This is a genomic window from Streptomyces endophytica, from assembly GCF_026153355.1.
GTDB classification, from domain to species: Bacteria; Actinomycetota; Actinomycetes; order Streptomycetales; family Streptomycetaceae; genus Streptomyces; species Streptomyces endophytica.
The window spans coordinates 2,314,860-2,337,893 of the sequence record NZ_CP110636.1 but is presented as its reverse complement, the minus strand read 5'-3'; the positions used below and the strand labels follow the sequence as shown (position 1 = coordinate 2,337,893).

The following is a 23,034-nucleotide window of genomic DNA, read 5'->3' as shown; positions in this document are numbered from 1 at the left end:
ACGGCAGCACCGACGGGGACACGCGCGCGCACTCCTTACCGCTAACCCCCCGGAAGCCTACAAATCGCCCACCGATGGTAATCGAACCCGGCCCGCCCGGCGCCCGTCCGGCGCCCCTCCCGCCGCCCGCCCAGCGTCCCCGCCGACCCGGCACAATGGCTCCATGGCCCCTTGTTCAGCCGCAGCCCCCGTAAGCGCCCCACCGACCGGCTGGTCACCCTGGTCGGCAAGCCCGGCTGCCACCTCTGCGACGACGCCCAGGCGGTGATCGAGAAGGTCTGCGCCGAGACCGGCGCCTCCTGGGAGAAGAAGGACATCACCGAGGACGCCGAACTGCACCGCAAGTACTGGGAACAGATTCCGGTCGTCCTGATCGACGGGGCCCAGCACGACTTCTGGCGCGTCGACCCGCAGCGGCTGCGGACGGCCCTGGGCGCCTGAGCCGTCCCGGGGCGGCCGGACCCGCCCGCGAGTCGGCCGTAATGCGACCGTCGACGGCTCCCGGCCCACAGGACACGCGCCCGTAACCGGAAGCACCGAACAAACTGGCTACGCTAGCGCCATGGCCAGCCCCTCGCCCGACCACCAGCCCGGCAGGAGTCCCGACGGGACGCGCCTCTCCTCCTCGCCCGCTCGCCGATCCGGCTGGATGCCCTCCGGAGCGCTCTTCGACCTGGGCTGGATCCCCCGCCGCCGACGCCCCGCCACCGCCCGCAGCGTGCTGGCCGGCGAGGCCGCCGCCGAGGCCGCCCGGAAGACCTCGCAGGAGGCCGAGGAGGCCCAGGCCGCCGAGGTGACCCCGGCCGAACCGGAATTCCCGGTCGTCGGGGACACCGAGGCCGCCGCCTTCTTCGACCTCGACAACACCGTCATGCAGGGCGCCGCGCTGTTCCACTTCGGCCGCGGCCTGTACAAGCGGCACTTCTTCCACAAGCGCGACCTGGCCCGTTTCGCCTGGCAGCAGGTCTACTTCCGGCTGGCCGGCTCGGAGAACCCCGAGCACATGGCGGACGTCCGCAACAGCGCGCTGTCCATCGTCCAGGGCCACCGCGTCTCCGAGCTGATGTCCATCGGCGAGGAGATCTACGACGAGTACATGGCCGAACGGGTCTGGCCGGGCACCCGCGCGCTGGCCCAGGCGCACCTCGACGCCGGCCAGAAGGTCTGGCTGGTGACCGCCGCCCCGGTGGAGACCGCGACGATCATCGCCCGCCGACTGGGCCTGACCGGCGCCCTGGGCACCGTCGCCGAGTCCGTCGGCGGGTCTACACGGGCAAGCTGGTCGGCGAGCCGCTGCACGGCCCGGCCAAGGCCGAGGCGGTCCGCGCGCTGGCCGCCGCCGAGGGCCTGGACCTGTCGCACTGCGCCGCCTACAGCGACTCGGCCAACGACATCCCGATGCTGTCGCTGGTCGGTCACCCGTACGCCATCAACCCCGACAGCCGGCTGCGCAAGCACGCCCGGGAACACGGATGGCGGCTGCGCGACTACCGCACCGGCCGCAAGGCGGCCAAGATCGGCATCCCCGCGGCGGCCGGAGTGGGCGCCCTGGCGGGCGGCGCCGCGGCCGCGGTCGCACTCCAGCGCCGCCGCCGCTGACCAGCACTGATCGCCCGTCGGCGCGGCGGGCCATCCACACTCCCTACCCCCGCGGGCTCCCGGTCAGTCCCCTTGCCTCGGGGCAGCCACAACACGCCTTCCAACCAGGCAGATTGCGTTCCCTTCCGATCAATAGTTGCTCAGTATTCGATACTTGATCTGCCACCAACCCGTCACAGACCGTAAGTAATCGATGATTTGAGCAACTGGGTGTAGCGCTGCCTGTACGAAGCGTTATTCTCCTCAGACGCAATCCGGAACCCACACGTCCCTACGACGAGTGAACGGTCCCGCACTGCACGTGATGGAAGCTCTGCCTCTGGGAGTCCCGTGTACCCACACGTCGGGGTTGACGCCTCGGGCCTGGCTACGCTGCGTACGACACTCGTCGACCACCTGCGCAGTTTCGTCCCCACCGCGTACGCCGTCCCCGCATTCGCCTCAGCCGTCCCCACCGCCGGACCCTGCTACGCCCTGGCCGACGGGAGCGCTGCGGTCGGCAAGGCCGCCGGCAGAACCCGCCGTGCCGGCGCCGGCACGGCCACCGCCCGGCGCCCCGCCGACAGCGACAGCCGTCGCATGATGGACCTCGTCGAACGCGCCCAGGCCGGCGAGGCCGAGGCCTTCGGCCGCCTCTACGACCAGTACGCCGACACGGTCTACCGCTACATCTACTACCGCGTGGGCGGCCGCGCCACGGCCGAGGACCTCACCAGTGAGACGTTCCTGCGCGCCCTGCGCCGCATCGGCACCTTCACCTGGCAGGGCCGTGATTTCGGCGCCTGGCTGGTGACCATCGCCCGCAACCTCGTCGCCGACCACTTCAAGTCCTCGCGCTTCCGCCTGGAAGTCACCACCGGGGAGATGCTCGACGCCAACGAGGTCGAGCGCAGCCCCGAGGAGTCGGTCCTCGAATCCCTCTCCAACGCCGCCCTCCTGGAGGCGGTCCGCAAGCTCAACCCCCAACAGCAGGAATGCGTCACGCTGCGGTTCCTGCAGGGCCTCTCGGTCGCCGAGACCGCCCGCGTCATGGGCAAGAACGAGGGCGCCATCAAGACCCTCCAGTACCGCGCCGTCCGCACCCTCGCGCGCCTCCTCCCCGAAGACGCCCGCTGACCCCCCACCCCCTCGTTCCGCGCTTCTCCGCGCCACCGCGCGCCGCACCACGCTCACGCCTGGTGACCGGCCGTGCCCGGTCGGTCAGATCATCGTGAGTGCGTAACCCGAGTGCCGCGCCGCTCGTTGTGCGGAGTGCAGGCTCCATGCGGTCACGCCATGCCCGCTGCCTCTCACTCGATCGAGTGGCCGCGGACATCGGTGTGCAACCGTCCGGTCCGTCTGGATAGTCAAAGCCAGTCCGGGGAGTCGAGCGGGATGATGAGAGGAGGTGCCGCCCGTGATCGCGAATGTCTCGGTGCACCGGCGGGCCAACGCCTTCGCCCAGGCCCTGGAGGAGCAGGTCCTCGAGGGCGCGGCGGCCGAGGAGCAGGTCGACAATCCGGCACAGACGCCGGGCGAGGCACGGCTGTTGGCGGTCGCCGACGGTCTCGGGAGGCTTCCACGGCCGGAGATGGCCGCCGAGGTCAAGACTGTCCAGCGCGCCCAGCTCCTCGCCGCGATGGAGTCCGCCTTCGCCGAAGGCGCTCCGTCCGAGGGCGCCAGAGTGCCCGAGCAGCGCGAACACAAGGGCGCACACCGCGCCGACAAACCGATCGGCCGGCTGCGGCCGCGCTCCCGGTTCTCCAAAGGACTGGCCGCCGGCGGGCTGACCGTCGGCGTCGCGGCCGGAGCCTTCACCGGGGTCGCCGCCGCCAGCTCCGACGCCCTCCCCGGTGACTCCCTCTACGGCCTCAAGCGGGGCATGGAGGACCTCAAGCTCGACATGGCCGACGACGACTCCGACCGCGGCCGGCTCTACCTCGACCAGGCGTCGACCCGCATGTTCGAGGCGCGCCGCCTGATGGAGCGGGCCCGGGCCGCCGACCTCGACCACGAGTCGCTGGGCGAGGTCCGCCGCGCCCTGTCCGGGGTGAAACACGACGCGGGCGAGGGCCACCGCCTGCTGCACGCGGCGTACGAACGGGACGGCTCGCTCGGCCCCATTCAGGCGCTGAACTCCTTCACCCGGTCCCACCGCAGCACGTGGTCGCAGCTGCGCGACAAGCTCCCGGTGCAGCTCATGGACGTCCGCGACGAGGTCAGCTCGGTCTTCGACGCCATAGACCAAGAGGTCGGTCCGCTCCGTTCGCTGCTGCCGCAGGCCCCGGACGGTAAGAACCACCCGCGCAACACCCCGGCCTCCGCGGGCACTGGCTCCGGTCCCGACGGCCGGCCGACCCGCTCGGGGCACGGCTCCGCCACCACGGGCCACTCCGCGGGCCCGCACGCCCCCCGCCCGTCGGCCTCCCCGTCCCAGGAGGACGGTCTGCTCGGCGGCAACACGGGCGGTCTGCTCGACCCGCAGGACAAGGCCGACAGCCCGTCCCCGCACGACGCCGGCCACGGCGCGGGAGGCCACCCCGGCGGCCATCCCGACGTCACCCTGCCGCCGCTGCTCCCGGGCCTGCTGCCCGGCCTCGGCATCGACGGCCAGGACCTCCCGAAGTAGCGCCACTGCCGCGCCCGGTGCGGCGGCGTTCGATGCCCTTCACGGGACGCGCCGCCGCCGGGCGTCGCCGTCAGAAGAACACCGAACGCCGCTGCACCAGCAGCTTGTAGAGGGTGTGCTGAATCGTTTCGCGCACCTGGTCGGTGAGGTTGAACATCAGCATCGGATCGTCCGCCGCCTCCGGGGGATAGCCGTCGGTCGGGATCGGCTCACCGAACTGGATCGTCCACTTCGTCGGCAGCGGCACCGCGCCCAGCGGCCCCAGCCACGGGAACGTCGGCGTGATCGGGAAATACGGCAGCCCCAGCACCCGCGCGAGGGTCTTGGCGTTCCCGATCATCGGGTAGATCTCCTCGGCGCCCACGATCGAGCACGGCACGATCGGCACGCCGGCCTTCAGCGCCGTCGACACGAAGCCGCCCCGCCCGAAGCGCTGCAGCTTGTAGCGGTCCGCGAAGGGCTTGCCGATGCCCTTGAAGCCCTCCGGCATCACCCCGACGATCTCGCCGCGCTCCAGCAGCCGCTGGGCGTCCTCCGCGCAGGCCAGGGTGTGCCCGGCCTTGCGCGCCAGCTCGTTTATCACCGGCAGCACGAACACCAAATCGGCCGCCAGCAGCCGCAGGTGACGCTGTGCCGGGTGGTTGTCGTGCACCGCGACCTGCAGCATCAGGCCGTCCAGCGGCAGCGTCCCGGAGTGGTTGGCGACGACCAGCGCCCCGCCGTCCGCGGGGATGTTCTCGATCCCCTTGACCTCGACCCGGAAGTACTTCTCGGCGAAGGGCCGCAGCAGCGACATCAGGACCTGGTCGGTCAGCTCCTCGTCGTAGCCGAAGTCGTCGACCTCGTAGTCGCCGGTGATCCGGCGGCGCAGGAACGCCAGTCCGCCCGCGATCCGCTCGTCCAGGGAGCGCGGCCGCGGCGGCGGGGGTGCCGCCGGCGGGTGCTCGGTCCGGGCCTCCGGTACGGGCGCCAGCGCCGTACCGCGCCCGCCGCGCCCGGCCCGCCGGGCCTTCCGGCGCGCCCGGGGCTCCTCGCCGAACGGAATGACCTTGGCGTCCGCCATGGTGGGTGACCTCCTCACTGGGCCGGGGTCCGGCGTGCGGTGAACACGCCGGCGAGCCGGTCGACGGTGCGGGCGAGGGACTCGGGCGGCAGCAGCCCGGGTCCGCGGCTGCGGGCGAATTCCGCGAAGGCCTCCGCCGTCGTGTACTTGGGGTGGAACCCCAGTGTCTCGCGCATCTGCGTCGTCTCGACGACCCGGCCGTGCGTGAGCAGCCGGATCTGTTCCGGCGAGAAGTCCGTGATGCCGACGGACCGCAGCGCGGTGCCGGCCCAGGTCACGGTCGGCAGGAAGAGCGGCAGGGTGGGCCGGCCGAGCCGGCGGGAGGTCTGCGAGAGCAGCAGGACGCCGTCGCCGGCGATGTTGAACGTGCCGCTGTTGAGCGTGCCCCGGCGCGGCGCGGAGGCGGCGATGCGCAGCACGTCGAGGGCGTCGTCCTCGTGGACGAACTGCAGGCGCGGGTCGTAACCGAGGACGGTGGGGAGCACGGGCAGCGAGAAGTACTCGGCGAGCGGGGAATCCGCGCACGGCCCGAGGATGTTGGCGAACCGCAGGATGCAGACGGCGACGTCGGGCCGGCGTCGGGCGAAGCCGCGGACGTACCCCTCGACCTCGACGATGTCCTTGGCGAAGCCCCCGCTGGGCAGCGACTTCGGGGTGGTGGTCTCGGTGAAGACGGCCGGGTCGCGGGGCGCGGAGCCGTAGACGCTGGTGCTGGACTTGATGACCACGCGCTCGACGTTCGGGGCCTTCTGGCAGGCGCCCAGCAGCTGCATCGTCCCGATGACGTTGGTTTCCTTCACCGAGGTGCGGCCGCCGCGCTTGCCCAACGGCGTCCCGTTGATGTCCATATGGATCACGGTGTCGACGCCGGTTTCGGCCAGGACCCTGGCGATCGCCGGGTGCCGGATGTCGGCCCGGAGGAATTCGGCGCCGCCGAGATGGTGCTCGGGTGCCACGGCGTCGACCCCGATCACCCGGTCGACGTCCGGATCGCGCTGGATCCGGCGGACGAATCTGCCGCCCAGCTGCCGTGCGACTCCCGTGACGAGCACGACCTTGCCCAAGATCAGCCCTACCTTCCCGCCGCGACCTGCGCGTAGCCCAGCTGTGCGGGCAACGCTATCGGGTCGGTGTTGCGCAGTGATGACCACGGGATGCCCACGACGACATTTCCGTCCCACCACCGTCCATACGGCCCACAACGCGCCGCAGCCCCCGACCGCACCAAGGCGATGGGGGGCTGCGAAATCGCGATCAGCGTCGCTTACTTCTTGTTACGACGCTGAACACGGGTGCGCTTGAGCAGCTTGCGGTGCTTCTTCTTGGCCATCCGCTTGCGCCGCTTCTTGATAACAGAGCCCACGACTACCCTCGCTCACTTCGAATCACTCGGTGCGGGGCGTCCGAGCCCACACTACCTACATCGGGCCAGCCTACCCGGCGCCGGGCGAACGGCGTAATCCGAGGGTCGGCGAGGTGTCCGTCAGGCCGATTCCACCCCCACGTAGGACTCCCGGAGATAGTCGTGCACCGCCTGCTCCGGAACCCGGAACGACCTCCCCACCCGAATCGCGGGCAGATGACCGCTGTGCACCAAGCGGTACACGGTCATCTTGGACACTTCCGGTGACTCTTCGTCGCTATGCGCTCACTCCCCAGATTAGGGGCGGGTGATGCGAGTGGGGAAGAGGAGCAGCGAACAGCCGCCTAATATGACAGACCGACACGATCCAGGACATAGCTCATGAGCGGCCGGTAGGACGCGGCCGGGACGGCGTCGTCGAGCGGGACCACCTCCGACAGCCGTCCCTCGGCCTGCCCGACGAACGGAGCCGGGTCGTCCGAATCCGCCAGCGCGATCGCCTCAATGCCCAGCTGACCTGCCCCGCAGGCCCATCCGTGGTCCCCGATCACCAGCCCCGGAAGCGGCCCTCCGGCGTCCGCGGCGGCCGCCAGAACGGTCCGTACCGGCAGCGGAGAATGGGTGTGTACGCCCCCCGCCGCGGACGCGCCCCGCACGCCGGTCTCTCGCAACATCGCGACTCCCCGTACGTAGCCCAGGGCCCGGGTGCGTACGCCGAACCGGGTCGCTATGTCGACACGGACGCCATACGCCGGGGTGAGGAGGGGGCAGCCCGCCGCCGAGAGGGCGTCTGCGAGCCCGGCGTAGAACTCCAGTAACGCCTCCGGGTGTCCGGTGCCGAGCAGCACCGGCTCCGCGCGGTCCGCGGCGAGACCGATCCGGTCGGCGAACCGGTCGAGCGCGGCGATCGTACGATCCGGATCGATCACGCCCGGGCCGGAAGTGTGCGCGGGATCGACTGAAACCCCGCACTTCCGCCCCATCAGTCCCAGGAGTGCGCTGAGCGGCCACTCCCGCTCGGGGTCCAGCCCCAGCAGCACCCGGGGATCGCGCGCCGCGAAGAGCCGGTAGCGCCCCAGACTCTGCTCCCGGGTCGTCGCGATCGTCCCCGCCAGCCGCGCCCCGATCAGATGCGCCCGCAGCTCCCCGGTGGCCAACACGCCGTCCATGCTCACCCGTTGGCCGGCCGGTCGATGCCCCAACCGACGGGTAGTCACACATCCGGGCGCATGCGCCCGCCGCCCCGTTCCGCCGGCCTCCGCTACGGCAGCAGACCGTGCGCCGGGAACACCGCCCGCCGGGTGGCCAGCACCGCCTGGTCCAGCCGGTCGGCCGGGTCGTAACCGTCGTCGAGGAAGTCCCGCCACCGCGGCGTCCGGCCGTCCGTCATCCGCTGCGGCGCCAACTGGCGCGTCCGCCGGAAGACTTCGTGCCGCCAGGACTCCGGCACCGGGGTGGTCGGCTCGATCGGCCGTCCGGCCGCGATCGCCGTCAGATGCGTCCAGCTGCGCGGCACCACGTCCACCACCGCATAGCCGCCGCCCCCGAGCGCGACCCACCGCCCGTCCGCGTGCTCATGCGCCAGCGAGTGACAGGATTCGGCCACCGCCCGCTGGGCGTCCAGGCTCACCGCGAGGTGCGCCAGCGGGTCCTCGAAGTGCGTGTCGGCGCCGTGCTGGGTCACCAGCACCTGCGGACGGAACGCGCCCAGCAGCTCCGGCACCACCGCGTGGAAGGCCCGCAGCCAGCCCTCGTCGCCGGTCCCGGCGGGCAGCGCCACGTTCACCGCACTGCCGGCCGCGCCCTCCCCACCGGTCTCCTCCGGCCAGCCGGTCTGCGGGAACAGCGTCCGCGGATGCTCGTGCAGCGAGATCGTCAGGACCCGAGGATCGTCCCAGAACGCCGCCTGCACCCCGTCACCGTGGTGGACGTCCACATCGACGTACGCGATCCGCTCGGCGCCCAGCTCCAGCAGGCGGGCGATCGCCAGCGACGCGTCGTTGTAGATGCAGAAACCGGACGCGCCGCCCGGCATCCCGTGGTGCAGCCCGCCGGCGAAGTTGACGGCGTGCGCCGCATCGCCGCGCCAGACGGCCTCCGCGGCCCCGACCGACTGCCCGGCGATCAGCGCGGACACCTCGTGCATCCCCGCGAACGCCGGATCGTCGGCCGTCCCCAGCCCGTACGCGAGATCCGCGGCCGCCGGATCCGCCGACGCCCGGCGGACCGCATCGATGTAGTCCTGGCGGTGCACCAGCCGCAGCGTGGAGTCCCCGGCCGGCTTGGCCGCGACGACCTCCAGCGGCCCGCGGTCCAGCTCGAACGCCTCGACCAAACGCATGGTCAGCGCGAGCCTGACCGGGTCCATCGGGTGCCCGGGCCCGAAGTTGTAGCCCGTTACTGCCTCATCCCACATCAGCTGTGCGCGGCCGCTCATGCCTGTCACCGTATCCGGCCCGCGGCGCACCGAACGAGCGGGCATACACGAGCGTCACCAGGACCAGCAGCATCGGCACCAGCATCGCCCCCCGATAGCTCCAGGCGTCGCCCAGCGCCCCCACCAACGGAGAACCGATCAGAAAGCCCACGTAATTGAAGATGTTCAGCCGCGCGATGGCCATGTCCGAAGCCCCGGCACCCTGGCTGTCGTACGCGTACCGCCCGGCCGCCGCGAACGTCTGCGGCACGATCACACACAGCCCCAGCCCCAGCAGCGTGAACCCCGCCATGCCCGCCCAGGCCCCCGGCGCCGCGGCCACCACCGCGAAGCCGGCCGCCGCCACCACCGTCCCGCACCGCACGACCGCGACCGCCCCGAAGCGCCGCACCCCCAGGTCCCCCACCGCCCGCCCGAGCAGCGTGGTGACCATGTAGACGTTGTACGGAACCGTGGCGAGCTGCTCGGAACTCCCCAGAACGTCCTGCAGATACTTGGCGCTCCAGTTGGAGACCGTCGAGTCGCCTATATAGGCGAACGCCATCACCAGACACAACGGCAGCAGCAGCCGCATCGCGACGGGCGCGACCGCCGCGACAGGGGCTGCCGGAGCCACGGGGGCGGAGGGTGCGCCGGAGGCGGAGGGGGCTCCACCGGTGGCCTCCGCCGGCTGCACCGGCCCGGGCCCGGCCACGTCCCGCTGGTCCACGAACCACCGGCCCACGACCACCGCCAGCGGCACCAGCACCGCCACCACCGGCCCGTACAGCAGGCCCAGCGACAACTTCCAGTGCGCCCCCGCCCAGGCCAGCGAGGCCCCCACGATGCCGCCCAGGCTGTACGCGGCGTGGAAGCCGAGCATGATGCTCCGCCCGTACGCCCGCTGCAGGCTCACCCCGAGCATGTTCATCGAGGCGTCCAACGCCCCCACCGCCAGCCCGAACACCGCCAGCGCCACGGCCACCTGCGCCATCGACCCGACCGAACCGACGGCCAGCAGCGCCAGACACACCACCGGCTGTACGCACCGCAGCACCCGGCTCGGCCGCACCCGCTTCACCAACTGCTCGGTGACCACGCTGCCGACGCCGGCCAGCACCGGCACCGCCGCCAGGAACGCCGGCAGCAGCCCGTCCGAAATCCCGTACCGGTCCTGGATCGCCGGTATGCGCGTCACGAGGAGGGCGAAGACCGCACCCTGGACGAAGAAGCTGAGGGCGAGCGAGACCCGGCCGTGCCGCAGCTGCGCTCCCGGTACCAGAGGGGCCGTCATGGCCGCTCAGCGTAGAACTCCCGGCTACCGCTGGGTAGATGGATCACACCACCAATTCCGACCTCCGCCCGACGGGTGACACCCCCTCACCCCCGTGACCCCGGTCGCCCCTCAAGCCGAGCCGTCAGCCCCCGCCCCCTCAGCGCTCACTCCCTCAAGGGCGCCGGCGCACCAACAGGTCCGGCAACTCGGTCATCCGGCCGAAGAGCTCGGTCGCTCCGGCCTCCGCGAGCCTCGCCCCCGGCGTCATCGCCGTGAACCCGAAGACGTCCATCCCGGCCGCCACCGCCGCCTGGACCCCCAGCGGACTGTCCTCGACCACCGCGCACCGCTCGGGCGCCACACCCATCTCGCGCGCCGCATGCAGGAAGAGATCCGGCGCCGGCTTCCCCCGCCCCACGTCCTGCGAGGAAAAGACCCGCTCCGGCCCGAACCACCGGTCCAGCCCCGTCGTCCGGTGCCCCACCCGGATCCGCTCATGACTCCCGGACGAACCGACACAGTACGGAATGCCGTCCGCGGCCAGCTTCTCCAAGATGTCCGTCACCCCCGGCACCGGCTGCAGCTCCCGCTCGAAGGCCGCGAAGACCCGCCCGTGAAAAACCTCGTCGAAGTCCCCCGGCAGCCGCCGCCCGGTCCGCTCCAGGACGATTTCGTGAACGCGGTGCATCGCCGAGCCCATGTAGTCGCGTATCGATTCCTCGTACGACGTGGGATGCCCCAGCTCGGTGAGATAACCGGCCAGAATCGTGTTGGACAGGGGCTCGCTATCGACGAGCACCCCGTCGTTGTCAAAGATGACCAGGTCATAGCGCATGCCCTGACCCTAAACGCAGAAAAGCCCCGCACCATACGGTGCGGGGCTTCCCACAAAGATTGTTCGGCGGCGTCCTACTCTCCCACAGGGTCCCCCCTGCAGTACCATCGGCGCTGAAAGGCTTAGCTTCCGGGTTCGGAATGTAACCGGGCGTTTCCCTAACGCTATGACCACCGAAACACTATGAAGTTAACCAACCGGAGCATGACTCAACGGTCGTTACTTCAGAACCTACACAGTGGACGCGAGCAACTGAGGACAAGCCCTCGGCCTATTAGTACCAGTCAACTCCACCGGTTACCCGGCTTCCATATCTGGCCTATCAACCCAGTCGTCTACTGGGAGCCTTACCCTCTCAAGGAGGTGGGAGCCCTCATCTCGAAGCAGGCTTCCCGCTTAGATGCTTTCAGCGGTTATCCTTTCCGAACGTAGCCAACCAGCCATGCCCTTGGCAGGACAACTGGCACACCAGAGGTTCGTCCGTCCCGGTCCTCTCGTACTAGGGACAGCCCTTCTCAAGACTCCTACGCGCACAGCGGATAGGGACCGAACTGTCTCACGACGTTCTAAACCCAGCTCGCGTACCGCTTTAATGGGCGAACAGCCCAACCCTTGGGACCGACTCCAGCCCCAGGATGCGACGAGCCGACATCGAGGTGCCAAACCATCCCGTCGATATGGACTCTTGGGGAAGATCAGCCTGTTATCCCCGGGGTACCTTTTATCCGTTGAGCGACGGCGCTTCCACAAGCCACCGCCGGATCACTAGTCCCTACTTTCGTACCTGCTCGACCCGTCAGTCTCACAGTCAAGCTCCCTTGTGCACTTACACTCAACACCTGATTGCCAACCAGGCTGAGGGAACCTTTGGGCGCCTCCGTTACCCTTTAGGAGGCAACCGCCCCAGTTAAACTACCCACCAGACACTGTCCCTGATCCGGATCACGGACCCAGGTTAGACATCCAGCACGACCAGAGTGGTATTTCAACAATGACTCCACACCAACTGGCGTTGATGCTTCAAAGTCTCCCACCTATCCTACACAAGCCGAACCGAACACCAATATCAAGCTATAGTAAAGGTCCCGGGGTCTTTCCGTCCTGCTGCGCGAAACGAGCATCTTTACTCGTAATGCAATTTCACCGGGCCTATGGTTGAGACAGTCGAGAAGTCGTTACGCCATTCGTGCAGGTCGGAACTTACCCGACAAGGAATTTCGCTACCTTAGGATGGTTATAGTTACCACCGCCGTTTACTGGCGCTTAAGTTCTCAGCTTCGCCATGACGAATCATGACTAACCGGTCCCCTTAACGTTCCAGCACCGGGCAGGCGTCAGTCCGTATACATCGCCTTACGGCTTCGCACGGACCTGTGTTTTTAGTAAACAGTCGCTTCTCGCTGGTCTCTGCGGCCACCACCAGCTCAGGAAGAAAATTCCATCACCAGCAATGGCCCCCCTTCTCCCGAAGTTACGGGGGCATTTTGCCGAGTTCCTTAACCATAGTTCACCCGAACGCCTCGGTATTCTCTACCTGACCACCTGAGTCGGTTTAGGGTACGGGCCGCCATGAAACTCGCTAGAGGCTTTTCTCGACAGCATAGGATCATCCACTTCACCACAATCGGCTCGGCATCAGGTCTCAGCCTTAACGTGTGACGGATTTGCCTACCACACGGCCTACACCCTTACCCCGGGACAACCACCGCCCGGGCTGGACTACCTTCCTGCGTCACCCCATCACTCACCTACTACAAGTCTGGTTCGTCGGCTCCACCACTCCCCTACGCTCCGAAGAGCTCAGGGCGGCTTCACGGACTTAGCATCGCCTGATTCAATGTTTGGCGCTTCAAAGCGGGTACCGGAATATCAACCGGTTGTCCATCGACTACGCCTGTCGGCCTCGCCTTAGGTCCCGACTTACCCTGGGCAGATCAGCTTGACCCAGGAACCCTTAGTCAATCGGCGCACACGTTTCCCACGTGTGTATCGCTACTCATGCCTGCATTCTCACTCGTGAACCGTCCACAACTCGTTTCCACGGCTGCTTCACCCGGCACACGACGCTCCCCTACCCATCACAGCAGACGTTGGTCCTAATGCTGCAATGACATGACTTCGGCGGTGTGCTTGAGCCCCGCTACATTGTCGGCGCGGAATCACTTGACCAGTGAGCTATTACGCACTCTTTCAAGGGTGGCTGCTTCTAAGCCAACCTCCTGGTTGTCTCTGCGACTCCACATCCTTTCCCACTTAGCACACGCTTAGGGGCCTTAGTCGATGCTCTGGGCTGTTTCCCTCTCGACCATGGAGCTTATCCCCCACAGTCTCACTGCCGCGCTCTCACTTACCGGCATTCGGAGTTTGGCTAAGGTCAGTAACCCGGTAGGGCCCATCGCCTATCCAGTGCTCTACCTCCGGCAAGAAACACACGACGCTGCACCTAAATGCATTTCGGGGAGAACCAGCTATCACGGAGTTTGATTGGCCTTTCACCCCTAACCACAGGTCATCCCCCAGGTTTTCAACCCTGGTGGGTTCGGTCCTCCACGAAGTCTTACCTCCGCTTCAACCTGCCCATGGCTAGATCACTCCGCTTCGGGTCTTGGGCACGCTACTCAACGCCCTATTCGGACTCGCTTTCGCTACGGCTTCCCCACACGGGTTAACCTCGCAACATACCGCAAACTCGCAGGCTCATTCTTCAAAAGGCACGCAGTCACGACGTTGAATCCGAAGACTCAACGCGACGCTCCCACGGCTTGTAGGCACACGGTTTCAGGTACTATTTCACTCCGCTCCCGCGGTACTTTTCACCATTCCCTCACGGTACTATCCGCTATCGGTCACCAGGGAATATTTAGGCTTAACGGGTGGTCCCGCCAGATTCACACGGGATTTCTCGGGCCCCGTGCTACTTGGGTGTCTCTTAAACGAGCCGTTGACGTTTCAGCTACGGGGGTCTTACCCTCTACGCCGGACCTTTCGCATGTCCTTCGCCTACATCAACGGTTTCTGACTCGTCCCACAGCCGGCAGACTGTAGAAAAGAGATCCCACAACCCCAACCACGCAACCCCTGCCGGGTATCACACGTGACTGGTTTGGCCTCATCCAGTTTCGCTCGCCACTACTCCCGGAATCACGGTTGTTTTCTCTTCCTGCGGGTACTGAGATGTTTCACTTCCCCGCGTTCCCTCCACACTGCCTATGTGTTCAGCAGCGGGTGACAGCCCATGACGACTGCCGGGTTTCCCCATTCGGACACCCCCGGATCAAAGCTCGGTTGACAGCTCCCCGGGGCCTATCGCGGCCTCCCACGTCCTTCATCGGTTCCTGGTGCCAAGGCATCCACCGTGCGCCCTTAAAAACTTGGCCACAGATGCTCGCGTCCACTGTGCAGTTCTCAAGCAACGACCAGCCACCCACCACCCCAACCCGAAGGCTGAGTTCACTGGGGCCGGCATCGCGAAGGTCCAGACTCACAGTCCGTACCCTCAGATACCCAACAGCGTGCCCGACACCCTTGACCAACGAACCGCGTTCCACGCCGAAGCAGTACTAACGCTCGTCTCTCAAGTGTGCCGAGTAGTCAACGTTCCACCCATGAGCTAACCACCGCAGGACATTCGCCTGCGTTATGGCTCTGGACAACCTTGCGGCTGCCTAGATGCTCCTTAGAAAGGAGGTGATCCAGCCGCACCTTCCGGTACGGCTACCTTGTTACGACTTCGTCCCAATCGCCAGTCCCACCTTCGACGATTCCCTCCCACAAGGGGTTGGGCCACCGGCTTCGGGTGTTACCGACTTTCGTGACGTGACGGGCGGTGTGTACAAGGCCCGGGAACGTATTCACCGCAGCAATGCTGATCTGCGATTACTAGCAACTCCGACTTCATGGGGTCGAGTTGCAGACCCCAATCCGAACTGAGACCGGCTTTTTGAGATTCGCTCCACCTCGCGGTATCGCAGCTCATTGTACCGGCCATTGTAGCACGTGTGCAGCCCAAGACATAAGGGGCATGATGACTTGACGTCGTCCCCACCTTCCTCCGAGTTGACCCCGGCAGTCTCCTGTGAGTCCCCATCACCCCGAAAGGCATGCTGGCAACACAGAACAAGGGTTGCGCTCGTTGCGGGACTTAACCCAACATCTCACGACACGAGCTGACGACAGCCATGCACCACCTGTACACCGACCACAAGGGGGACCCTGTCTCCAGGGTTTTCCGGTGTATGTCAAGCCTTGGTAAGGTTCTTCGCGTTGCGTCGAATTAAGCCACATGCTCCGCTGCTTGTGCGGGCCCCCGTCAATTCCTTTGAGTTTTAGCCTTGCGGCCGTACTCCCCAGGCGGGGAACTTAATGCGTTAGCTGCGGCACGGACGACGTGGAATGTCGCCCACACCTAGTTCCCAACGTTTACGGCGTGGACTACCAGGGTATCTAATCCTGTTCGCTCCCCACGCTTTCGCTCCTCAGCGTCAGTATCGGCCCAGAGATCCGCCTTCGCCACCGGTGTTCCTCCTGATATCTGCGCATTTCACCGCTACACCAGGAATTCCGATCTCCCCTACCGAACTCTAGCCTGCCCGTATCGAATGCAGACCCGGGGTTAAGCCCCGGGCTTTCACATCCGACGCGACAAGCCGCCTACGAGCTCTTTACGCCCAATAATTCCGGACAACGCTTGCGCCCTACGTATTACCGCGGCTGCTGGCACGTAGTTAGCCGGCGCTTCTTCTGCAGGTACCGTCACTTTCGCTTCTTCCCTGCTGAAAGAGGTTTACAACCCGAAGGCCGTCATCCCTCACGCGGCGTCGCTGCATCAGGCTTTCGCCCATTGTGCAATATTCCCCACTGCTGCCTCCCGTAGGAGTCTGGGCCGTGTCTCAGTCCCAGTGTGGCCGGTCGCCCTCTCAGGCCGGCTACCCGTCGTCGCCTTGGTAGGCCATCACCCCACCAACAAGCTGATAGGCCGCGGGCTCATCCTTCACCGCCGGAGCTTTCCACACGGAGGTCATGCGACCCCGTGTCGTATCCGGTATTAGACCCCGTTTCCAGGGCTTGTCCCAGAGTGAAGGGCAGATTGCCCACGTGTTACTCACCCGTTCGCCACTAATCCCCTCCCAAAGGAGGTTCATCGTTCGACTTGCATGTGTTAAGCACGCCGCCAGCGTTCGTCCTGAGCCAGGATCAAACTCTCCGTGAATGCTTCCGGGTACTCCCGGTGAACACTCGCGTTGAGCGGAACCAGAGGGAGGAATAATCCCTCGGTTCACAGCGTCCTCGCTGTGTTTTTCTTCAAAGGAACCTCGTCACCAGACCATCCGGTCCGGTAGACGGGGTATCAACATATCTGGCGTTGACTTTTGGCACGCTGTTGAGTTCTCAAGGAACGGACGCTTCCTTTGTGCCTGTTTCACCAGGCTCTCCGGGCGCTTCCCTTCGGTCTTGCGTTTCCGACTCTATCAGATCCTCGCGGTCCTGATTTTCGCCGGTGCGTTTCGGCCTTTCGGCTTCTTCGCGGTTCCAACCTTACCAGATCCGTTTCCGTCTCCGGCGCCCTGTTGGAGCGGGCTCGGCCGCTTCGCTTTCGCTTTTCGGCCTTTCCGACTCTATCAGATCTTGTTCGTTCCGTTGACCGGTCCGAATTCGTTTCCGATTCCCCGTCGGAGGGGGTTTTGCCGCGCCTTTCGGCGTGTCCACTACGTTAGCGGAATTCCTCGTCGACGCATAATCGCGCCGCGGTCCGAATTTCGGCATGCCGAAATTGTTCCCGGTGAGGGACCGTGCAGTAGTGGTGTGCCGCGAGGCGGCGGAAGGGCTGCCGCAGAACCGTTCCGGCGCTGTGGCAACTCGGAGGACACTACAGATCGGGGTGACCGGTGTCAACTCGCGCTGGTCGGGCCGCGCGTCAGTCGAGGTCGGTCAGGCGTCCGCCGGCGTCCGGCTGGGCCTCTTCCACCCGGCGCAGCAGGCGAGTGAGGACCTGGCCGAGGAGTTGACGCTCCTCGCCGGAGAGGTCCTGGAGGAGGTCCTCCTCGAAGACCGTCGCGAGGCGCATCGCGGCGAGCCACTTCTCGCGGCCCTCGTGGGTCAGTTCGACGATGACGCGGACGCGGTTGTTCTCGTCGCGTTCGCGGGTGACCAGTCCTTCGTTCGCCATCCGGTCGATGCGGTGGGTCATCGCGGCCGGCGTCAGGCCGAGGTGCTTGGCGAGTTCGCCGGGGCCCATCCGGTAGGGGGCGCCGGAGACGACGAGGGCCTTGAGGACCTCCCACTCGGCGTTGCTCATGCCGAGGGTCGCGGTCTGCCGCCCGTAGGCGACGTTCATCCGGCGGTTGAGGCGCTGGAGTGCGGAGACGACCTGCTCGACCTGGGGGTCGAGGTCCTGGAATTCGCGCTGGTAGGCCGCGATCTGTTCCTCAAGGGACGGCTCGGCTGCGTCGGCGGCCGCATCGGAGGGCTCAGGCATGCGGCGCAGTATGACATGAAAGTGATTGGCGTTGAAGTTCTTCTCGGTGTACTCTTTAGCTTCGAAGTTTAGAGTTGAAGTCTTCAGGGTGAGACCGTCCGGATGGCAACCGTCCGGGTCGCGCGTCTCGCCCTGGTGTCTGTCCAGCTCCTTCGACTGTCCCTTGTCTCTGATGACCTGACCTAGGTAGGTGAGTGTGACCACCGCGATGGGCGCCGCGCTGCGCCGGATCCAGCTCGGGAACGCGCTGAGCGCGTTCGGTAACGGCTTCACGGTTCCGTATCTGTACGTCTATGTGGCGAAGGTGCGCGATCTTGGTGCCAGTACGGCCGGTGTCGTGCTGGCGATGCTGGCCGTGGCCGCGCTGGCCGTGCTGCCGCTGACCGGTCGGGCGATCGACCGGCGCGGTCCCCTCCCGGTGGCCGTCCTCGGTACGGTCTCCGCCGCGATCGGCTCCCTGGGGCTCGGGCTGTCGTCGACCGAACCGCTGGTCATCGCCTCGGCGGCCGCGCTGGGTGCCGGTATAGCGGTGGTCCAGCCGGCCCTGGCGACGATGATCGTGTGGTGCTCGACGACGGTGACCAGGTCGCGGGCGTTCGCCACCCAGTTCTTCCTGAACAACCTGGGGCTGGGTGTCGGCGGTCTCGTCGGCGGGCTGCTCGTCGACGAGTCGCACGCGTCGAGCTTCGTGCGGCTGTTCGCCATCGAGGCCGTGATGTTCCTGGTGCTCGGCGCGGCGGTGGCGACCGTACGGCTGCCGCGGGTGCCGAAGGTCGAGGACGCGGTGCCGAGCGAGGAGCGGCCCGCGGGCGCCTGGCGGGCGCTGTTCGCCGACCGGCGGATGATGTGGGTCTGCCTGCTGGGGTTCGTGCTGTTCTTCGCCTGCTACGGGCAGTTCGAGTCGGGGCTGGCCGCGTACGCGACCGAGGTGACCCGCATACCGCCGTCCAGCCTGGGCATCGCGCTCGCGGCCAATACGGCGGCGATCGTGGCGGCGCAGTTCGTGGTGCTCAAGCTGGTCGAGCGGCGGCGCCGCAGCCGGGTCATGGCGCTGGTCGGCATGGTCTGGACGGTGGCCTGGCTGGCCGCCGGGCTGTCCGGGCTGGTGCACGGCGCGCAGGCGGTGGCGACGACGCTGCTGATCTCGACGTACGCGCTGTTCGGCATCGGTGAGTCGATGCTGTCGCCGACGGTGGCGCCGCTGGTGGCGGACCTGGCGCCGGCCTCGCTGATCGGCCAGTACAACTCGGCGTTCGCGCTGGTCAAGCAGTTGGCGCTGGCGGTCGGCCCGGCGGTCGGTGCCCTGATGGTCGGTCACGGCATGTACGCCGCGTACATCGTGATGCTGGTGGTGTGTGCGCTGGGCATCACCGCGCTGTCGTTGCGGGTGGGCCGGATGCTGCGGCCCTGGCAGGACAACCCGCACCGGACGGCGCCGGCCGCGGTGGTTCCCGCGGCGCGGGTGCCGGCCGAGGCGGAGTCGGTGGTCTGCGGGGCCTAGAGGCCCGGCAAGTGGTCTTCGGCCGCGGTCCCGTGGGGGGTCCGCGGCCGAATCAGTTCCGGGGCAGGGCGAATTCGCACCAGACCGCCTTGCCGCCGCCCGGTGTCCGGCGGGAGCCCCAGGACGAGGCGATGGTGGCGACGATGGAGATGCCGCGCCCGGCCTCGTCGGCCGGTTCGGCGCGGCGGCGGCGCGGGAGGTGGTCGTCCCCGTCGGTGACCTCGACGATCAGGCGGCGGTCCGTACGGCGCAGGCGCAGCCGCATCGGGGGCGTGCCGTGCTGGAGGGAGTTGGCCACCAGCTCGCTGGCCGCCAGGACGCCGAGGTCGTGCAGTTCCGGTGAGAAGCGCCAGGAGGCGAGCACGCCGGAGGCGAAGGCGCGGGCGCGCGGGGCCGCTTCGGTGCCGCCGTGGAGTTCCAGGGCGGCGTTGTGGAAGAGCTCGGCGTCGTGGCCGCTGCGCTCGGGGTGCTGGAGGACGAGGATGGCGACGTCGTCGTCATGGGCCGCCGTGATGCCCAGGGAGCGGAGCAGGCGGTCGCAGACGATGTCGGGCTCGCCGGCGGCGCCGGCGAAGGCGCGTTCCAGGGCCTCGACACCGTCGTCGATGTCCTTGTCGCGGCGCTCGACCAGGCCGTCGGTGTAGAGGACGGCGCTGCTGCCGGGGCCGAGGGTGACGGACCCGGAGGTGTGCAGCCAGCCGCCGGTGCCCAGGGGCGGGCCGGTGGGTTCGGCGGCGCGGCGGACCGTGCCGTCCGGGTCGCGGACGAGGATGGGCAGGTGGCCGGCCGAGGCGTAGACCAGGCGGCCCTCGTTGGGGTCGTGGACGGCGTAGACGCAGGTGGCGATCTGGTTGGCGTCGATCTCGGCGGCCAGGCCGTCCAGGAGCTGCAGGACCTCGTGGGGCGGGAGGTCGAGGCGGGCGTAGGCGCGGACGGCGGTGCGCAGCTGGCCCATGACGGCGGCGGCGCGCACGCCGCGGCCCATGACGTCGCCGATGACCAGGGCGGTGCGGCCGGCGCCGAGGGTGATGACGTCGTACCAGTCGCCGCCGACCGCGGCGTCGGTGCCGCCGGGCTGGTACGTCGCGGCGACCCGGAGGTCGTCGGGCTGTTCGAGCTCCTGGGGGAGCAGGGAGCGCTGGAGGGTGACCGCGGCCTCGCGCTGGCGGGCCTCGCTGGCGCGCAGCCGTTCGGCGGACTCGACCTGGTCGGTGACGTCGGCGCCGAAGACGAGGACGCCCTTGTGCGGGGCGACGCAGGCGACCTCGGGGTCGGGGGCCGGGCCGCTGGCGGCGACCTCGATGGGGGTGCAGGTGAAGGTGTAGTAGCCGTCGCGGGAGCGGTCGCCGCCGGCCCCGCCGGGCACCTTGCGGGACTTGACGGTACGGGGCTTGCCGCTGCGCAGGACCTGGTCCATCAGGGGGAGCAGGCCGAGCGCGTCGAGTTCGGGGAGGGCCTCGCGGGCGGTGTGGCCGGCCGGGCGGGGGCCGAAGACGGAGGCGTAGGCGCCGTTGACGTAGGCGAGGCGGTGCTCGGGGCCGTAGACGACGGCGACCAGGGCGGGGATGGTGCCGAGGATGTCGTGGACGGAGAGCGCGTCGACGGTGGGCGACAGGGGCACGGGCGCGGTTTCCTGGGCGGATGCCGGGTCGGGGCGCTCGGCGCGGGCGGCGGGGACAGAGCCGGTGGTGGTGGCGACCGTCGGGGCGGTCGGGGTGCCGTCCGCGGCCGCGGACGGGGCGGCGGGCTCCGGGGCCGCGGTGGGCGGGGTGGCCGGCGTGCCGGCGGCGGGGCGGGCGGCGGCGCGGTCGGACCGCGCGGCGGCGCGCCGCTGCGTGCCGGGGAGTTTGGCGCTCCAGCGCGTGAAGATCACGGAGGGGTACCTCTTACTTCGCGTCGTCGCGCGGGATCGGGCCGTCGGCATGGCGGGGCCTCCCGGCCGCGGGCCGGGGGAGGGTTGGGGGGCACTCTCGGCGCCCTTTTGCGGAATGCAGCAAACGTCCAGAATCCTCGTGATTGTCACTCTTTGCAGATACGAGCCCACCCATGGTCACACGTCCAGTGTGGCCGACCGGACGGACATCCGTCAGACGCCCGGCGGCCGGTGTGGAGTTCCGTACTCCGCAACCACCGGCCCGCCCGGGGCTGACGTCACGTCAAAATCCCTGTCCCCACGGCGCGTCAACTGGCTTCGTTGTGCCGGCCGGTGCCCGCGGCGAGTTCGAACTCGGCGCGCGGGTTCTCCAGCGAGCCAGCGAGACGATCTCGCGTTTGAACAGGCCCGCGAGGGTCCATTCGGCCAGGATCCGGGCCTTTCGGTTGAAGGTCGGCACCCGTCCGAGGTGGTACGCGCGGTGCATCAACCAGGCGGGGTAGCCGCGCAGCTTGCGCCCGTAGACGTGCGCGACGCCCTTGTGCAGGCCGAGCGAGGCCACCGAGCCGACGTACTTGTGCCGGTAGTCCTGGACCGTGCCGCCGCACACCGTGGCCGCGACGTTCTCGGCGAGCACCTTGGCCTGCCGGAGGGCGTGCTGGGCATTGGGCGCGCACACGGGGCGGGGCTCGTCGGGTTTGGCGGGCGGTTCGGCCGTCAGGTCGGGGACCGCCGCGGCGTCGCCCGCCGACCAGGCGTGTTTCCACGCCGTCCACCCGGAGCGTGGCATTGCACTTGAGGCGGCCGTGGTCGGTCAGGGGCAGGTCGGCCGCGGCCAGGATGGGGTGGGGTTTGACGCCGGCGGTCCACCCAGCGTTCTGGTGGGGAAGCGGGAGCCGTCGCTGAGCTGGGCGACGCGCTTCTCGCACGAGTCCAGTCGGGTCTCCAGCCGTACGTCGATGTTGCGGCCGCGCAGCTCCCGTACGGCGTAGCGGCCCATGTCCGGCCCCACTTCGGGCAGGATCCGGCCGGTCGCCTCGACCAGGATCCACTTCATGTCCTCGGCTTGATGTTGTGGTAGTAGCGGACGGCGTAGCGGGCCATGTCCTCCAGTTGGCGAGGGCCTCCACGCCCGCGTAGCCACCGCCGACGAAGACGAAGGTCAGCGCGGCGTCGCGGACCGCCGGGTCGCGGGTGGAGGAGGCGATGTCGAGCTGTCCGAGGACGTGGTTGCGCAGTCCCGATGGCCTCTTCGACGGTCTTGAAGCCGATGCCCGAATTCGGCCAGGCCCGGGACGGGCAGGGCGCGGGAGACCGAGCCGGGGGCCAGAACCAGCTCGTCGTAGACCACCTCGATGGCGCCGTCGCCGGTCTTCCTCGGCGACAGGGTGGCGATCGTCGCCCGGCGTTCGTCGTGGTTGATGTCGGTGACCTCGCCGACCACCACGGTGCACTGCGGCAGGACGCGGCGCAGCGGGACGACCACGTGGCGCGGGGAGATGGAACCGGCCGCGGCTCGGGCAGGAACGGCTGGTATGTCATATACGGATCGGGATCGACCACGATCCTCGACGGAGCCCTCCCGCAGCTGCTGCTTCAGTCTCCGCTGCAGGTTCAGGGCGGTGTACATCCCCACGTAGCCACCGGCCGACGACGAGAATGCGGGCCACGTTGTTCGAAGACACAGCCTCACAGGGGTTCTCCTCGCGCTGTCGACCTGGCCGTGCCGGCGGATCAGGCGGCCGGCGGCGGCGCGGCCACCCTCGGGTGCCGCGCTCCCCGGGAAAGCGCAGCACTGTTCCATGACGCACCCCGCAGCGCCTTTGTCCACAGGCCCGGCGAAATGTATGACCAAGGGCCGCCCTGGGGACGGAGCCCCGCTTCGCGGGCCGCCGGGCCACAGCTGCGCTGGTCAGCGGGCGGGTGGCGGAAAGCGTACGGGGGCATAATCCGGGCGGATCAGTCCGTTGGGCCGATCGGGGGGCGCACCGTGCGGAAGGCCCCCTTCAATCTTGACGCGGGCTC

13 protein-coding genes, 3 rRNA genes and 3 pseudogenes are annotated in these 23,034 nt (G+C 68.2%); 5 read left to right on the top strand and 14 right to left on the bottom strand.

Translation table 11 applies throughout. The annotated features are described in order from the left end of the window. Positions 1–171 precede the first annotated feature (171 nt). The 4 genes and pseudogenes from OJ254_RS10525 (at position 172) to OJ254_RS10510 (ending at position 4,207) form a co-directional block, all read left to right on the top strand. Positions 172–441 carry a glutaredoxin family protein gene (locus tag OJ254_RS10525; protein ID WP_265362130.1) on the top strand — a complete coding sequence of 90 codons (270 nt, stop codon included), beginning with the start codon at positions 172–174 and terminating at the stop codon, positions 439–441. A 208-nt stretch (positions 442–649) separates the two neighbouring features. Next, positions 650–1,599 (top strand): annotated as a pseudogene (locus OJ254_RS10520) (HAD family hydrolase). Between the two features lie 330 nt (positions 1,600–1,929). Further along, positions 1,930–2,715 (top strand): ECF subfamily RNA polymerase sigma factor, BldN family, encoded by a 786-nt coding sequence (locus OJ254_RS10515; RefSeq protein WP_265362129.1) that lies wholly within the window; start codon positions 1,930–1,932, stop codon positions 2,713–2,715. 280 nt (positions 2,716–2,995) lie between these two features. Beyond that, positions 2,996–4,207 (top strand): DUF5667 domain-containing protein, encoded by a 1,212-nt coding sequence (locus OJ254_RS10510; protein ID WP_265362128.1) that lies wholly within the window; start codon positions 2,996–2,998, stop codon positions 4,205–4,207. Between the two features lie 70 nt (positions 4,208–4,277). Here OJ254_RS10510 and OJ254_RS10505 read toward each other — a convergent pair whose 3' ends face one another. The 12 genes and pseudogenes from OJ254_RS10505 to OJ254_RS10450 form a co-directional block, all read right to left on the bottom strand. Further along, positions 4,278–5,270: a lysophospholipid acyltransferase family protein gene (locus tag OJ254_RS10505; protein ID WP_261956937.1), complete on the bottom strand. Its 993-nt coding sequence runs from the start codon at positions 5,268–5,270 to the stop codon at positions 4,278–4,280. Positions 5,271–5,284: 14 nt separating this feature from the next. Next, the gene (locus tag OJ254_RS10500) at positions 5,285–6,334 is read right to left on the bottom strand and encodes an NAD-dependent epimerase/dehydratase family protein (protein WP_265362127.1); all 1,050 of its coding nucleotides are present in this window, start codon (positions 6,332–6,334) and stop codon (positions 5,285–5,287) included. Positions 6,335–6,534: 200 nt separating this feature from the next. Next, positions 6,535–6,633 (bottom strand): 30S ribosomal protein bS22, encoded by a 99-nt coding sequence (locus tag OJ254_RS10495; RefSeq protein ID WP_003948845.1) that lies wholly within the window; start codon positions 6,631–6,633, stop codon positions 6,535–6,537. Between the two features lie 120 nt (positions 6,634–6,753). After that, positions 6,754–6,891, bottom strand: a pseudogene (locus tag OJ254_RS10490) (excisionase family DNA-binding protein); the annotation flags it as partial. 86 nt (positions 6,892–6,977) lie between these two features. After that, a complete protein-coding gene (locus OJ254_RS10485) occupies positions 6,978–7,793 on the bottom strand; it encodes a phosphatase (RefSeq protein ID WP_265365112.1) in 816 nt (271 codons plus the stop codon). A gap of 101 nt (positions 7,794–7,894) precedes the next feature. Further along, complete coding sequence (locus OJ254_RS10480; protein WP_265362122.1) at positions 7,895–9,070, bottom strand: acetoin utilization protein AcuC; 1,176 nt, start codon at positions 9,068–9,070, stop codon at positions 7,895–7,897. Beyond that, entirely contained in the window at positions 9,039–10,343 is a 1,305-nt protein-coding gene (locus OJ254_RS10475) for an MFS transporter (protein ID WP_265362121.1), read from the bottom strand. Before OJ254_RS10475 ends, OJ254_RS10480 begins: the two co-directional genes overlap by 32 nt. 154 nt (positions 10,344–10,497) lie before the next feature. Next, complete coding sequence (locus tag OJ254_RS10470; protein WP_265362120.1) at positions 10,498–11,160, bottom strand: HAD family hydrolase; 663 nt, start codon at positions 11,158–11,160, stop codon at positions 10,498–10,500. A 61-nt stretch (positions 11,161–11,221) separates the two neighbouring features. Then, positions 11,222–11,338, bottom strand: a 5S ribosomal RNA gene (gene rrf / locus OJ254_RS10465). Positions 11,339–11,414: 76 nt separating this feature from the next. Then, a 23S ribosomal RNA gene (locus OJ254_RS10460) occupies positions 11,415–14,537 on the bottom strand. A gap of 303 nt (positions 14,538–14,840) precedes the next feature. Continuing rightward, a 16S ribosomal RNA gene (locus OJ254_RS10455) occupies positions 14,841–16,369 on the bottom strand. Together the 16S, 23S and 5S rRNA genes form the textbook arrangement of a ribosomal RNA operon. A gap of 705 nt (positions 16,370–17,074) precedes the next feature. Beyond that, entirely contained in the window at positions 17,075–17,635 is a 561-nt protein-coding gene (locus tag OJ254_RS10450; protein ID WP_265362119.1) for a MarR family winged helix-turn-helix transcriptional regulator, read from the bottom strand. 196 nt (positions 17,636–17,831) lie between these two features. Between OJ254_RS10450 and OJ254_RS10445 the strand changes: the two genes are divergently transcribed. Beyond that, on the top strand, positions 17,832–19,136 hold the full coding sequence (locus OJ254_RS10445; RefSeq protein WP_265365111.1) for an MFS transporter: 1,305 nt from the start codon (positions 17,832–17,834) through the stop codon (positions 19,134–19,136). A 52-nt stretch (positions 19,137–19,188) separates the two neighbouring features. Here OJ254_RS10445 and OJ254_RS10440 read toward each other — a convergent pair whose 3' ends face one another. After that, positions 19,189–21,009: an ATP-binding SpoIIE family protein phosphatase gene (locus tag OJ254_RS10440; protein WP_265362118.1), complete on the bottom strand. Its 1,821-nt coding sequence runs from the start codon at positions 21,007–21,009 to the stop codon at positions 19,189–19,191. Between the two features lie 308 nt (positions 21,010–21,317). Then, positions 21,318–22,694: pseudogene (locus tag OJ254_RS10435) on the bottom strand (NAD(P)/FAD-dependent oxidoreductase). Between the last annotated feature and the right edge of the window lie 340 nt (positions 22,695–23,034).